The 14,687-nt window shown below is 41.7% G+C and carries 11 protein-coding genes; 8 read left to right on the forward strand and 3 right to left on the reverse strand.

Annotation, left to right across the window (positions count from 1 at the left end):
- Positions 1 to 419: 419 nt before the first annotated feature.
- Positions 420 to 1,466 (reverse strand): agmatinase SpeB, encoded by a 1,047-nt coding sequence (gene speB / locus HWQ41_RS01720; protein WP_292759410.1) that lies wholly within the window; start codon positions 1,464 to 1,466, stop codon positions 420 to 422.
- A gap of 396 nt (positions 1,467 to 1,862) precedes the next feature.
- Between speB and HWQ41_RS01725 the strand changes: the two genes are divergently transcribed.
- The 4 genes from HWQ41_RS01725 (at position 1,863) to HWQ41_RS01740 (ending at position 8,094) form a co-directional block, all read left to right on the forward strand.
- Positions 1,863 to 4,544 (forward strand): ATP-binding protein, encoded by a 2,682-nt coding sequence (locus tag HWQ41_RS01725; protein WP_292759413.1) that lies wholly within the window; start codon positions 1,863 to 1,865, stop codon positions 4,542 to 4,544.
- A 91-nt stretch (positions 4,545 to 4,635) separates the two neighbouring features.
- Positions 4,636 to 5,127 (forward strand): hypothetical protein, encoded by a 492-nt coding sequence (locus HWQ41_RS01730; protein WP_292759416.1) that lies wholly within the window; start codon positions 4,636 to 4,638, stop codon positions 5,125 to 5,127.
- A 1,392-nt stretch (positions 5,128 to 6,519) separates the two neighbouring features.
- On the forward strand, positions 6,520 to 7,641 hold the full coding sequence (locus tag HWQ41_RS01735) for a response regulator (RefSeq protein WP_292759419.1): 1,122 nt from the start codon (positions 6,520 to 6,522) through the stop codon (positions 7,639 to 7,641).
- A 57-nt stretch (positions 7,642 to 7,698) separates the two neighbouring features.
- Positions 7,699 to 8,094 (forward strand): response regulator, encoded by a 396-nt coding sequence (locus HWQ41_RS01740; protein WP_292759422.1) that lies wholly within the window; start codon positions 7,699 to 7,701, stop codon positions 8,092 to 8,094.
- A gap of 12 nt (positions 8,095 to 8,106) precedes the next feature.
- Here HWQ41_RS01740 and HWQ41_RS01745 read toward each other — a convergent pair whose 3' ends face one another.
- Positions 8,107 to 9,072 carry an SGNH/GDSL hydrolase family protein gene (locus tag HWQ41_RS01745; RefSeq protein WP_292759425.1) on the reverse strand — a complete coding sequence of 322 codons (966 nt, stop codon included), beginning with the start codon at positions 9,070 to 9,072 and terminating at the stop codon, positions 8,107 to 8,109.
- 384 nt (positions 9,073 to 9,456) lie between these two features.
- On the opposite strand from HWQ41_RS01745, the gene HWQ41_RS01750 reads away from it, so the two are divergent.
- The 4 genes from HWQ41_RS01750 to HWQ41_RS01765 all read left to right on the forward strand — a co-directional run bounded on the left by HWQ41_RS01750 (position 9,457) and on the right by HWQ41_RS01765 (position 12,743).
- Positions 9,457 to 10,809: an OB-fold nucleic acid binding domain-containing protein gene (locus tag HWQ41_RS01750; RefSeq protein WP_292759427.1), complete on the forward strand. Its 1,353-nt coding sequence runs from the start codon at positions 9,457 to 9,459 to the stop codon at positions 10,807 to 10,809.
- Between the two features lie 203 nt (positions 10,810 to 11,012).
- Complete coding sequence (locus tag HWQ41_RS01755) at positions 11,013 to 11,615, forward strand: hypothetical protein (RefSeq protein ID WP_292759430.1); 603 nt, start codon at positions 11,013 to 11,015, stop codon at positions 11,613 to 11,615.
- Positions 11,616 to 11,667: 52 nt separating this feature from the next.
- Positions 11,668 to 11,934, forward strand: a complete 267-nt coding sequence (locus tag HWQ41_RS01760) for a hypothetical protein (protein ID WP_292759433.1) — start codon at positions 11,668 to 11,670, stop codon at positions 11,932 to 11,934.
- Positions 11,935 to 12,215: 281 nt separating this feature from the next.
- Positions 12,216 to 12,743, forward strand: coding sequence for a hypothetical protein (locus HWQ41_RS01765; protein WP_292759435.1), 528 nt, complete (start codon positions 12,216 to 12,218; stop codon positions 12,741 to 12,743).
- Between the two features lie 158 nt (positions 12,744 to 12,901).
- Here HWQ41_RS01765 and HWQ41_RS01770 read toward each other — a convergent pair whose 3' ends face one another.
- Entirely contained in the window at positions 12,902 to 14,641 is a 1,740-nt protein-coding gene (locus HWQ41_RS01770) for an ABC transporter permease subunit (RefSeq protein WP_292759438.1), read from the reverse strand.
- Positions 14,642 to 14,687: the final 46 nt, after the last annotated feature.

Here is a 14,687-nt window from a genome sequence, read left to right on the forward strand (position 1 = left end):
TTGGCGGGGTGGGGTTCTTGGGGTTTAGTAAGTAATCAAGCGGACATGATATGACACCTCAGTGTTCAAGATGCCTGTAAAACAAGGGTTATAAGATTGTAAAGAAAGATGTGACTAATGGATAGCTTTGGGAGAAGGGGAGACGCGCAAGGGACAAGTCGGCAAAGCCGCCCACTGGCTCCCCTACTAGCGTTGGGGAGTAAGACTCAAAGCCTCTCTCCTGGTAGGAGAGAGGTCAAAACTGTGCTGCACCCAAGCGAGAAGCGCTATATTAGTGAGGTTTAGAGGTCGAACGATATCTCCAAGGGGCTACGTCTACGCCGTTTTTAGTCGATAATTTGTGTTCAAAGGTGCAACCTTCGAGTTCAGAACTCCAATGATGAGGCTTTGAACTCGAAAATTCGTGTTCCAATTACGAATTACGAATTACGAAGCTGAGACAAATCCATCAAGTTTGCCAGCTTGTAAACTACCCGCGCCCCGACATTACCATCCCACTCCCCATCACCGACTTCGCAGATATCAAAGCCAATAATTTTTCTCCCACTATTGACCAATTCTCGGAACAGACAAAAAGTTTGCTCTAATTCCAACCCACCTGGAACTGGAGTACCTGTACTCGGACAGAGTTTTGGATCTAGACCATCTGCATCAAAGCTAATGTAAACATACTCAGGTAAATAACTGATAATTTCTCGGCATAAATCAATCCAAGTTATTCCAGAGTAAAGCTTTTGCTTAATGGCTGGGTCATAATAAGCAATAATGCGATCGCTAGATTGGTCAATCATTTGCACTTCATCATGACTAATATCACGCAAACCCACCTGCACCAGCTTGGAAATTTGCGGTATTTTCATCGCATTAAACATAATAGACGCATGGGAAAACTCGAATCCCTCATAGGCATCGCGTAAATCTGCGTGGGCATCAATGTGCAAAATGCCATAGTTTGCATAGTTAGCCGCTAATGCTTGGAAATAACCTAAAGGCGAACTGTGATCTCCCCCAATGACTGCAACTCGCTTACCATTATTAATTGCTTGCTGACAATTTTCAAACAGCCATTGATTCACCTGTTCACCAGCCTGATTAATTTCTGTCAGCACAGGTGTTAAATCTGGTGTATCTGAGAGTTCTTTCCCTTGGGCTAATCGCTCAATAATTTTTGCTGCCAAGGCGCGATAATATGTGTTCTTCTCTACAATATCCTGGGGAATTTCCACCATGAAAATTCCCTGCTTCCAACCATCAGGGTGATCAAAATCGAACAACTCCAGTTGAGTCGAAGCATCGAGAATTCGCTGTGGGCCATTAGCAGTGCCAGCACCATAGGAAACGGTGACTTCCCACGGCACACCAAAGACAATCAAGTTTGCAGACTCATAATCGCAGGGCAAACCTAAGAGGTTGCCGTTTACTTCACCTACACCGCTAGGATTGTAGTCTTTTAATTGATTACTCATCGCGTATCTTCTGGATTTACGTGGATAGACAGCACGCCGCCTAGTGGACATCTGCATTGTAATCAAAATTTTTCACAGGCGGTAAACTACTATAGGACTCCTATTTGATTTTTGAACAAGACTCAGTACCGATCTATCCCTTGTTCCCTATTCCCTATTCCCTATTCCCTATTCCCTGTTCCCTTGGGCTTATTCTTGCCACTCTTTGTCTGACGAGTAGGGTGACAGTTTGAATGTTGTCTGTTAGTTAACTAACGTTTTGTTCTTTTGCCAGAAGTGCTATATTGGCACTTGACCCGACCGAGTACAAACTATGCATAAGCCCACAGGACAGCGAACTCTAGGTGTTGTACTCAGTATTAGAGGACAGGAAGGGGAAGCAGGGGGAGTGGGCAGATGAACAAAAATACTGGGCAAGGTGGTGTTTTTTCCCTGTTTAAAGGCGTACCTCTAAGTCGCATCCTGGTAGCGTTGTTTGTGCTACAAATCTTCCTAGCTGTGGGATTGACTGCATATTTATCAATCAGCAACGGGCAAAAAGCAGTCAATGAAGTAGCTAGCGAATTGCGTCGTGAAGTTGCCAATCGAGTCGAGCAGAATTTACAGACTTATCTATCAACCCCGCGTCAGGTACTACACAGTAATCAAAATATCATTGATATGGGGTTGCTGAAGATAGAGAATCTTGCAACCTGGGAATCATACTTAATAGAGCAGTTAAAGATTTTTCCAGATGCGTTGGCGCAGCCCGCCGCAGGCATCGCCTTAACGGCAAGCAATGAACAGCAAGAATACCTAGCGGTGGAGAAGCTCAATGATCGCCAATTTTTACTCAGAAAAGCCGGAAAGTCAACTGGGTACGACCTCTACACGTATAGAATTGACCCTCAAGGTCAACGTACCCAACTACCAGAGGTAATCAGAAACTATGATGCGCGATCGCGTCCTGATTATCAAACAGCAGTTAGCGCCAAAAAATTCAGCTTTAGTCAGATTTTTACACCCCTCACTGAACCAACACTGCTCATTAGTGCATCTCAACCCATCTATAACTCGCAAGGTGAGTTACTGGGAGTCAACAGCACTCTAACTCACATATCACAAATTGGGGATTTGCTGCAAAATATCAAAGTTGGCAAGTCTGGGCAAATTTTTATTATCGAGCGATCGGGGCTATTAGTCGCAAGTTCCACAACCGAAGAACCATTCCGCTTACAAAATGGTAAACCGATTAGGTTGGCAGCTTCCCAGAGCGGGAATTCCTTTACTCAAGCAACCGCTAAATATTTAACAACTAAATTTAGTAACTTTGACCAAATTCAAAGTTTACAGCAATTAGATTTCTCCTTTGACGGCAAACGACAATTTTTAGAAGTTAGACCGTTACAAGGCGAACCAAATGTCAACTGGTTGATTGTGGTAGCTGTCCCAGAAACAGACTTTATGGGACAGATTAATCGCAACACTCAAACCAGAATTTTTCTCTGTCTGGGAGCATTGGGACTAGCTATTATATTGGGGATTCTCACCGCCCGTTGGATAACTCAGCCAATTCTGTACTTCAGCACGGCGGCAAAAGATTTAACCGATTTTACCAATGGCGAAGACTCGGTGGTGAAAGTACACGGCATTAAAGAACTAGAGGTGCTGGGTGAATCTTTCAATGAGATGGCGCAGCAGTTACGCAAAACCTTTATTGCACTGACTACCAAAAATGAACAGTTAGAACTGCAAGTTAAGCAGCGAACTCAAGAATTACAGCAAGAGATTCAAGAACGCATCAACAGTGAGCGAAGACTGGGCCAGCATAGTCGAGTACTGGCAGAACTGGCAAATCACAAAGCGGTTTTTGAAGGAAATCTGGAAACAGCATTCAAAGTCATTACAGAAAAAGCAGCGAATGCCTTAGAAGTAGAGCGAGTGGGTGTGTGGTTATTCAATAGCGATGCCTACGGCGGGCTGCGCCAACGCACCAAACTACAATGTATAAATCTCTATGAACGTAGCAAACAAAGACATTCGGCAGATATAGAACGCAACCTTGCAGATTATCCGATCTACTTTAGAGCTTTGGCATCTGCCCATACCATCACCGTCACCGACACTCGCACCGATCCACGGGTACAAGAATTATGGAATGAACTATTAGAACCAAATAACATTGTATCCCTAATTGATACATCGATTTGGGTTGGGGGCGAAGTAGTGGGAACAGTATTGTATGAGCAGATTGGTATTCCCCGGATATGGGAACTGAGTGAGCAAAACTTCGTTAGTTCCATCGCGGAATTTGTCGCCCTAACTTTAGAAGTATGCGATCGCAAACGGGCAGAATCCGCTCTGCGTGAGGCTAAAGAAGTTGCTGAAGTGGCAAATCATGCCAAAAGCACCTTTTTAAAAAACATCAGCCATGAACTGAGGACTCCCTTAAACTCCATTCTTGGAATCACAGAGTCACTCCAAGATGAAGTGTACGGCCCTGTGAGTGAAGAACAGCGCCAGTCCCTAAATATGCTCGAATCCAGCGGTAAGAACCTACTAGAATTGATTAACCAGATCCTTGACCTTACCGACATCGAATCCAGCAAAATAGAACTGCAATTAGCTGCTACTTCGATTCGGGGATTATGTGACTCCAGCCTGAGTTTTGTCAAACATCTGGCGTTCCAGAAAAATATCCACCTGAGTGTACAAATACCTGAAGAACTCGAACCCATCCAAGTCGATGAACGCCGCATCCGCCAAGTATTTATCAACCTGTTGACTAACGCTATCAAGTTTACTAAAGAAGGAGGCAAAGTCTGGATTGAAGTCCAGCCAAATTCCATAAATGAATATATCTTTTTCAGCGTAGTAGATACGGGTATTGGTATGCTTTCCGATGACCTTTTCAAATTATTTCAACCTTTTATGCAGGTTGAAAATTCCTCTACCCGACGTTCTGTAGGCACTGGTTTAGGATTAGTGATGGTGCAAAGAATTGTAGAGTTGCACGGTGGGACTGTCCATGCCGAAAGTCAGTTAGGGAAAGGCAGTCGATTTACAGTCAAACTTCCTTGGAAAAAGGCAGGGGAGTAAGAGCGATCGCTTTGTAAAGGTTAGTTGATATTTCTTGTCAAACTGCTGGTTAAGTTAGACACTAAGAAATACAACACACGCAATTATTTATATGACTGCTATTTCTAACCTTGAATTCAAACGACCAATTTGGCAAACTGCGATCATATTGACTTTGGGCTTTTGGCTCAGTGCTAGTCTAGTTTTAGACTGGGTAATTATGCCTAGCCTTTATCTTTCTGGAATGATGAACCAAGCTGGTTTTACGACAGCAGGCTATACGATTTTTTGGAACTTCAATCGTATGGAATTATTATCTGCTGCTGTAGTATTGACTGGGGCGCTAGCCTTGGGCAAAACCCAATATCACTGGCGTATTGGCAGTATTGTTTTATCTGGGCTGCTGCTAACTATAGCTATGCTTGACACCTATTTCTTAACTCCGCAGATGTGCGCCATAGGAGTTCAACTTAACCTATTTGAAGCTGCTGCTGCTATTCCATCGACAATGAATTTACTGCACGGCGGTTATTGGCTACTGGAAGTAGTTAAGCTGGTGGCATGTGGCACACTTTTAAGCTGGTGCTGGCGGGAGCAAGTTTAAGTAGATGGAGAAATATAACGGTGAGAATGTCCACTTATAAATCTCACGCCCAAGACGCAAAGAAATTATTTGCGTCTTTTTGCTACATATACCTTATGGGTTAATGAATGCGATATCTACGACGGGCTACGCCTACGCATACAATTTTGTATTTATATTTGTGACTTTTAAAACTTGAGATTTTTCGGGCAAATTGCTACCATAAAATGATTCACTCATTTATAAGTGTAATTTAATAAGCATCAAAAATTATCTTTTACTGTACATTTTCAACCTTTCCGGACATCCGAACAAATAAATATTTATGACAATTGTCTGGAAGATGATATTAATTAGTTTTCATGTTTACTTTACTGATTTATCATGAAGTTTATATATTTCTGCTAACTTTTTTTGAAAATTATAGTAACCTGAATTTTAGTGAGTACGTTACTTGTTATCTACCATCTAGCTGAAAATAGCTATTTTGCAGGTATGTACTACCAATCAAGAATTTCGCTGTAAGTTCTTGAATTTGTCACTCCAAATTGTGCAGGGTGACTATTTAGCCCCACACAACATTAGAACCCGTTTCTAGTACTTATGAAGAGATTCCCTTCTGCTGATCTGGTCGCCTGTGCATCTCACCACACACCATCATGGCGGCAATTATCAGCCCTGGCTCGGAGATTTACCATTCTTGTTGTGCAAGTGATAATTTTGCCCAATCCCAACACTAAGAGTTGCTCTACAATCACAAACCTAAGTAAGACATTGAACTTTTTGAATGCTTAGTTTTTAATAATACTTTTTCTCTTGATGAAGTTCACCTCAAGAATAAACTTCTTGGAAAAGTACCTAACGACTTTAGTCATGGCTAAAAAAACATAGTTCGTCAGCGCGGACTAAAAGCCTTGAGGGAGAGCCATTTACGTCTACGTTACAGTAGATTTTGGTCGCTCCAGACTTTAGCATTAGAGGCAAAAAGACTTTTGCAAGAGAACTAAAGTATGTACAATCTTCGGCTGCAAAATACGGATAACAGTGATGCATTTGAGACTGATGGGCGAGAGCCAATGGTCTGTGCGTTGCACTTGAGTTACTGTTAGATTGGCTAGATTAGCGAAAGATACAGAAAACCAATCTAATTTTTGAAATACTATATCCTGGCAACTAGTCGGGCGATTTTGCTATTGGGAAATAGCATGAATTGGTTTAGTTGTAACTCGTGCATTATAGCTTAACAGAGATTGGCGAATTAGGAGTTGGGGGGTGTGGAATCTCTGTACTAACTCAAATGTGACCGCTATATTTATCTGACAGTGCTTCCAACAAAGTCGCGGTGAATTCCGAAAAGGTAATTCACTAATTTTGCCTGCAAACAAATGTTAATTTTATTCCAGAGCCATTCCAATGAAGACACTTCCGATTAGTAGATACAGATTTTTCCAAAAGCTCCAACCCTTATCTCTGTTGAAAAAAATCACTGGTAAGTCGGTTACTGGTTGTTTGCAGGTGTTTAGCACGTCAGGCTCTTGGTCAATATATATGGACGAGGGTAAACTAATTTATGCCTGCTACTCAGAGAAAATGTTTGAGCCGCTTTACAGGAATTTGCAACGCTTGAGTCAGCAAATTTCTACTCTTCCTGGCGGAATCAAAGAACAGTTGCGGGCGATATTTGAAACTGGTATTGAAAATCAGGCAATACCGAACCCAGACTATCTGGCTATTTGCTGGTTAGTCAATCAGAAATATATCAGTCCCTCTCAAGCGGCGATACTGATAGAGCAATTGGCGCTAGAAGTTCTGGAGTCATTTCTGAACTTAGAAGAGGGGAGTTATGAATTTATTCCTGAAAGCTTTCTGGATGATATGCCAAAGTTTTGTCATCTAAATCTCCGCTTATTAGTTGAACGATGTCAAACGCCCCGAAGCGTTCGCGTTAGCGTCTCTCAAAGAGAAGCCTCTGGTAGAGAAGCAGTTTATCGTCAAACATCGCCAACTTCTCAATCGCACCCCTCACAATTGTTCAAAATAAATGAGCTACAACCTCAAGCCAAAACTACACCAAAGTTGCCTAGAACAAACGGCTATAAACCACCAGCTTATTCTATTAATACTAATGATCATAGGGGTCAGCGAATCAGCCAACCGCCTGTTGACAAAAAAATCTACACAATCTTTTGTATTGATGACAGTCCTGCAGTATTGAATACGATTAAAAGTTATTTAGATGAGCAAACATTTTCTGTTGTCGGAGTCACCGATTCTTTGAAAGCTTTAATGCAGATTGTTCGCACAAAACCTGACATAATTTTGTTAGATATTTCGATGCCTAATTTAGACGGATATGAACTCTGCACCTTGCTGCGTAAACACTCACATTTTAAAAATACACCTGTGATTATGGTGTCAGGAAAAGTAGGATTTCTAGATAGAGCTAAAGCTAAGATGGTTGGAGCATCCGGCTATTTAACTAAGCCTTTTACACAAGGGGATTTACTAAAAGTCATCTTTCAACATATTGTTTAATTTCCTAATATAATCAATAACTCCACTTAACCAACATATTTTTTGGGAGATTTAAGGTTGAGTATTACCTGGATCGCTACCATTCTGGTTATAGAAGATTGTCTGAGTGAATTCAAATTAATTAGTCATTATCTCAGCGATAGAGGTTACAATGTTATTAAGGCGAATAGTGCGAAAGAAGCTCTAGAAATAATCTTAGAATCAAAGCCAGATGCGATTGTTACTGATGTAGAAATGCCGGGAATGAGTGGATTTGAATTGTGTCGCTTCATCAAAAAAAATCCCACTAATCAAAAAGTGCCTATTGTAATTTGTCGTAGCAAAAATCAGGCAATTCACCGCTTGTGGGCAAAGAAGCAAAGTGCTGACGCCTATATAACTAAGCCATATACGCCTGAGCAGCTACTGAGTGTCATACAATCGCTTGAGGCATGTTCAGTTAAGAAAAATTAGTGGTTCATGTCATTAGTGAGGAAGTGACGCCTCCCCCAGTATTTCCAAAAGCGATCGCTCCATAACTTCACTGACAAATTTATTACCTTGCAAGTTGAGGTGAATGTGATCGTGATACAAAGCTTGCGGGTTGGTAGTTGAATTGAATATCGGTAAAAAGTCTATATAGTTAATTTGCTGTGCTTTGGTAAAATCGTTCAAGCGCTGGCGAGCTTTAATTTCGTAATCGCGGGGGCCTGGTTCACCAATTTCTCGGAGTAAGGGAGTCATGACTAGCAGAAATTGGCTGTTGGTTTGGCGAGTCAGGGCTTGAATTTTACCGATCGCCTCCAGATTAATCCCAACGCGATCGCCTGCTTCATTATGCACTGCGTTCATTTCGGGAATTGGCTTTTGTTTGACGATATAGCGTTGCCACACTTCCACTAATGCTAGGGGAGGTTTACTATCGGGATAGTTGCGATCGCGTCCTACCGGTAAAGAAGTGGGAGGAGTAGCAAACAAATCATCGGTATTAATTAATAACACTACCGCTTGCGCGTTAAAATTGCTAAACTTCTGTAAATAAGCTAACTCGTTCCTTGGCCCCCAAGAGTTAGCTGAAGCATTCAACACTTCTACTTCCTGGTAATTACTATTAGTGGATGATGCCAGAGAACGTATCATCAGGCTGGATATTGTATTAGTCTGATCTGTCCACCAGCCACCATTAGCAATAGAATCACCTAACAGTAAAACTCGTAGCCCAGAAGGTGCAGGCGTCTTATTTATCGGACTACCTCGCATCGAATACTGGTTAATTTCAATGCGATTACCAAAACGACGGCTACGCTGGTTAGGAGCCAATAAATAACCAATCTGCTCATCGCCAATGTAAATCAGGGGATTACCAAAGCCAAAGAGCGATCGCAGTCCGATCTCGACTACCACAAACAATCCCACAACCACCGCCAAAATTACGATCAGCGCCACTTTCACCTACCCACACCCTCTTATACCGAGTTGCTTTTCAACGATAGTAACTGACGCATTGGGCATTGGAAAGAGGCAGAGGGGCGGGGTGCAGAAGGGAAAAGTTAAGAGCTACCCTGCCTCTTCCCCACTCCCCAGGCATCTGACTAAGCGGATTAATATGTATTGAAATGTGTTTAATCATTTATAAAAACAGCAATTATGGGGCTATTAACTGCCTATCTAATAGTTTACCAAAGGTTTAATATATTTTGGCTAATTTTGTGTAAGGGTATAGCAGTGTTTTCTAGTGATATAATTATGTATTATAGGTATTAATACAACTACAATTGTCATCATTTTATCAACTAATTAATTTATTTCGCAAAATTTTTTCGGGGGTAGGTTAGGATGATCAAAATAGCCACACGCAAATATTTAGGTAAACAAAATGTCTATGACATTGGGGTTGAGCGTGACCATAATTTTGCGATTAAAAATGGCTTAATAGCTTCCAATTGTTTCAATAAATCCCATTCGACTGCCTATGGTTATGTAACCTATCAAACAGCATATTTAAAAGCTAATTACCCATTGGAATATATGGCGGCACTGTTAACGGCTAACAGTGGCGACACCGATAAAGTACAGAGATATATTACTAACTGTACGAATATGGCTATTTCCATAGATCCGCCAGATATTAATCGTTCTGGTGTTGATTTTACGCCGACAGCAGGAAAGATTCTGTTTGGATTTTCGGCGGTGCGTAACGTGGGACAGAATGCGATCGCTTGTATTTTGTCGGCGAGAAATGAGACAGGAGAGTTTAAATCACTCGCTGATTTTTGCGATCGCGTGGATTTACGTGCTGTTAACCGCCGGACTCTAGAATCGCTGATTTACTGTGGAGCCTTTGACAAAATTGAACCCAACCGCCAACAATTAATTAACGACTCAGAACTAGTATATGATTGGGCACAATCTCGCGCTAAAGATAGAGCCAGTGGTCAAGGGAATCTCTTGGATTTATTAGGCGACGGATTTTCTTCGACTCAGAACAAAAGAGCAAGTAATGCCTTTGAAACTGCTCCCAAATCTAAACCTGTAATGGATTTTACCGCACAGGAAAAGTTGCAGAAGGAGAAAGAATTATTAGGATTTTATGTATCAGATCATCCACTGAAATCCTTACGGCAAATAGCACCATTTTTGACTCCAATTAACCTTTCGCAACTGGGAGAACAAAGGGAAGAAATAAGGCTTTGTGCAGTTGTCATGTTGAATAACGTCAAAAAAGTGGCTACTAAAAAAGGCGATCAGATGGCAATTTTGCAAATAGAAGACCTAACTACACAATCAGAAGCTGTAGTCTTTCCTAAAACCTATGAACGCATTAGTTCCCTACTCGTAGTTGATACCAGATTGATTATTTGGGGAAAAGTCGATCGACGCGACGAGCAAACTCAATTTATCCTTGAAGATGCAGAACCAGTGGAAACAGTACAAATGGTGATGGTGGAGTTAAATCCCCAGCAAGCAGGTAATATCGATTACCTACATCACTTGAAAACAATTTTGCAAGAACAGTCAGGAGACAAAGAAAAGGCAAAAATGCCAATAATCGGAATTATCAAAACTGAAAATTCTCATAAATTTGTTCGCTTAGGTTGGCAATTTTGCGTACAAAATTCTAGAATAACTGTTCAAGCTTTGCAAAACGCCAGTTTTACTGCTCATATAAAATCGCTGACTGGTAGCTGACGCCAGGAGTGAAAAATCTACCAATACTGAAAAGCAGCTTAAAAATTAGTTTTACTCAACTGTCATCAGTAAATTGCCTTAAGTATTCAGGATATTAATCGTTTTTTTAGTTACTTACGCGGATGATAATTTCCTTGAGGGAGTGGTATCTTTTTATGCTAATACCCTTGAGGCTGCGACCGGGGGAAGGAGTTAGGAACTTAATGATCGTAAACGAGCTACATAAATTTGTTTCATACTGTAAAAAAATTCAACCCCAAACTCAGGAGGACATTCAAAAATTTTTTGAAGGAGTGATCTTGTTTCCTTATGATAAGGAACTTCTCTTGCAAGCTTATTTATTTCTGAATATTAAAGACTTGTTTCCCTCGTGCGCTGAATTGCTGTTATTTGAAAAATCTCCAATTTCAGATTATACAGATTTAGGGAAGTGTGATTTTGTCTTCCTGACCTTTAAAGGTAGTCTGTTTTTAATTGAAACTAAGTTTATTGATACAGAAGCAACAGGAGCGACAGAAAGAAAAAGAAGAAATAAACATAGAAACAAGGTATTTGAGCAAGTTATTACTTTAAAAGGCCGATTTAGTGAATATTGGAATATGAGGCTAGATCAATTAGAGTGCGGGGTTTTCACAACAGATCCAGAAGTTGCTTGGCGAGGAAATGGTGTGAATGTCATATCTAAATCAATATCTATAGATCATCTCGAAAAATGGCGAAGAAGTTATCACAGTAGTGAAAAATTTTCATCTCATCAAGATGGGTCAAAGTTTGAGGGGAAGGTTAAAATAATTCGTAATTCGTAAATGACACTCTCGACGAGACGCTACGCGAAGCGTCTGGTCGAGAAGGGTCGAAGTGCGGGCTACGCCTACGCAAGTCCGAGTCCAAAGCCATGAATTACCGCCCATCGCCGATGGAGAAACGGCGCAATGGTTTGCCTTACATCCGATAGGCTATCGGTTAAATCCGTCAGATTCCTCAAAGCAATTTCGTCTTTGGGGACTGACAATTAACAATTCAAAATTCAAAATTCAAAATTCAAACATTTTAGACATTTTCAGACTCTTATTTAAACCCCGACTGAAACTGATCGGAGGCGGAGTGACTCCGACTCCGCGCTAACTGTAGAGCTAGGGATCTTAAACCTTTTGATTTACGAAAAAAAAACATCCCAAATTTTCTTGTGGGATGGGTGTCCGCACTACGTGCCGCTACGCGAACACCCGTTCCATATTTAGGGCGGGCAGGACTTCGGCGTGAGCGCTCAGTCGAACGCTGCCCACCCCACAAGATAGATAATTTATTTCTTGTCAGTCCCTTGTCCAACCATAGGTAACGTTGACCCGGAAAACATGTCAGATTACTTGAATAAGTACCAAAAGTCTGATAGGAAAACGATACTAATGAGAATTTGGGCTACTGCTGCTGTGCTAGCTTCTTCTTGGCTAATATCTGGCATAGGTTCTGAGCCAATCAACGCTACTTCTGTTTTGGTAGAAAATGCTATATCATCTCCTGCGCCAACGAATACAAAACAGATTACTGTTAGTAATACCGAGTTCGGGCTGAAGAGAGTTGACTCCAAAGGTAAGATTACCATTTTCCAGACAACAAGAGTGCCACTTCAGGAAGGAAGCGCCTACGGATGGCGGATAAAACTCAAAGACTACCAAGGTGAAGTGAAATGGCGCGAAGTCTTGCATTTACCAAAACCTCCAGAAACTTGGGGTACAGATAACGGTGAAGATTTCTCAATATCAGCAGACGGCACTACATCTGTGACACGGCGCACACAGTCGGCTCCAGAGGGTGTGATTGAGAATTTTTGGACGATCGCTTCTGGCGATCCGGTTGGTAAGCATAGAATACAAGTATATATTAATGACCGTTTGATCAGTACTTTCGAGTTTGAACTTATTCCTGTCAAGTAGATGTGACAGAGATGATTGGTAAGGGCGCAAAGCTTTGCATTGGTCTCAACTTCAGGTTAAAAGGGCGGTTAGAAACAGCACGCCAGTCGCTTATGGGGGTTTCCCCCATGAGTAACTGGCAGGCGATTTCAAATCGCCAGGGCTTTACAAACATCCTCTTAAACCAATAATTGATATTTCTCTTGAGCGAGATTGTAAAGAGGTCGCCAAATCAAACGATTGGTCAACACAACCAATAAAGACATGACCACTGTCGAAGCTAACAGCAGAGGGAAATTACCTGTAGCTGTGGCATGAGAAATTGTTGTCCCCAATCCAGGAGTACTAATTACCCGCCCTTGAAATGTAACGTACTCACTGACAATACTGGCATTCCAAGCGCCGCCAACGGCGGTAATAATTCCTGTAATTAGGTAGGGAAAGATTGCAGGTAAAATTAGGGTTTGCCAGCGTTGCAAAGGGGACAGTTTATACACCGAAGCTGCTTCGATCAGGTCTGAGGGTATCGACTGGGCCCCAGCTATGACATTGAATAGGATATACCACATTGTTCCTAACATCATCAGAGCGATCGCACCAATCTGCAAACCGCCAGCGATACGGGTTAAAGCCAGCAGCAGCACTGGAAATAAAGCTGTTGCTGGTACAGAAGCAACGATTTGTACTAATGGTTGCAATACTTGAGCCAGCCGCCGATTGCGACCAATTGTAACTCCTACGGGTACAGTCCACAACAGGGATAATATCAAAGCAATGATTACCCGTAACGCCGTCAACGCAGCACCTTTGATTACCTGTAGCCAATCAGTCCAGCCTAAAGTCCGTAACAGCAGTACGGCTTCCCAAGTACCCCACAAGACAATTAAGGTGAAGCCGCTAACAAATATCCAATTTAAAAAACTCGGCAAGTTGAGGCTGCCTTTGGCATTCACAGGTACAGAACGCACGGGAAACGACCGAATTAAACCGTCGTCTATGGCTGTTTGTAATGGCTGAAAAACGCGATCGCTAATTGCGCGTAAAGTAGGCGATCGCCTGATAATATCCAATACCCATGATTGAGGTGCATTTTCAGTTTCAACCATCTCAAACTTAAATTTTTCTGCCCAAGCAATCAGGGGTCGCCACACAAAAAAATCAGTTGCCACAATGATCGCAATCAGCACCGCCAAGCCCCAGAATATAGCTTTAAAGTCCCCCTTATTGGCTGCTGTGCCTAAAAAAGAGCCTAACCCAGGCAAGCGAAAATCTTTATTCCCCAAGGTAAATGACTCAATAGCAATTAAAAAAAACCAACCTCCAGCCACCGACATTACACTGTTCCACACCAAACCAATCACACCAGATGGTAACTCCAATGTCCAAAAGCGTTGCCAGGGATTAAGCCGATAAACCCGCGATGCTTCTATTAATTCTTGCGGAATACCTTGGAGAGACTGGTAAAAACTAAAAGTCATATTCCAAGTCATACCAGTAAAAATCAGCAGAATGGCTGCTAGTTCTACACCAATTCTCTGACCCGGAAATAGAGAAATCAAAGCCAGTACTACACCTGGTAAAAAAGACAATACTGGAATCGATTGCAGAATATCCAACATCGGAATTAAAATCCGTTCTGCAATTCGGGAGCGATAAGCAGCAGAGGCATACAATAGGGTGAAAATTAAGGATAAAAAGTAAGCAAGCCCCATGCGGATCAGGGTTTGGGCTGTATATCCTGGTAAAGCATTGATGTTTGTAGAAATTGTCAGTTCTGGTTGAAAAGTACCGCTAAATTGGGAAGCAGTTCTAATAATTGCCACAATTAAGGAGAAAATCACCAGAATCAGCAATCCATCTTGCCAAGTCCAATTGCTACGTCCCAGAGTTTTATTAGCAGGAGTTAGGGGTCGAGTCATAAAAAATTCAAAATTCAAAATTCAGAAAGCCATTCATGGTAAATTC

The sequence above is a fragment of the Nostoc sp. NOS(2021) genome, assembly GCF_017115025.1.
Classification (GTDB): Bacteria; Cyanobacteriota; Cyanobacteriia; order Cyanobacteriales; family Nostocaceae; genus Nostoc.

What these genes read in the sequence shown, in the direction of transcription:
- speB (WP_292759410.1), bottom strand. Translation starts at nt 1,466, where the DNA reads ATGAGTAATCAATTAAAAGACTACAATCCTAGCGGTGTAGGTGAAGTA.
- HWQ41_RS01725 (WP_292759413.1), top strand. Translation starts at nt 1,863, where the DNA reads ATGAACAAAAATACTGGGCAAGGTGGTGTTTTTTCCCTGTTTAAAGGC.
- HWQ41_RS01730 (WP_292759416.1), top strand. Translation starts at nt 4,636, where the DNA reads ATGACTGCTATTTCTAACCTTGAATTCAAACGACCAATTTGGCAAACT.
- HWQ41_RS01735 (WP_292759419.1), top strand. Translation starts at nt 6,520, where the DNA reads ATGAAGACACTTCCGATTAGTAGATACAGATTTTTCCAAAAGCTCCAA.
- HWQ41_RS01750 (WP_292759427.1), top strand. Translation starts at nt 9,457, where the DNA reads ATGATCAAAATAGCCACACGCAAATATTTAGGTAAACAAAATGTCTAT.
- HWQ41_RS01755 (WP_292759430.1), top strand. Translation starts at nt 11,013, where the DNA reads ATGATCGTAAACGAGCTACATAAATTTGTTTCATACTGTAAAAAAATT.
- HWQ41_RS01765 (WP_292759435.1), top strand. Translation starts at nt 12,216, where the DNA reads ATGAGAATTTGGGCTACTGCTGCTGTGCTAGCTTCTTCTTGGCTAATA.
- HWQ41_RS01770 (WP_292759438.1), bottom strand. Translation starts at nt 14,641, where the DNA reads ATGACTCGACCCCTAACTCCTGCTAATAAAACTCTGGGACGTAGCAAT.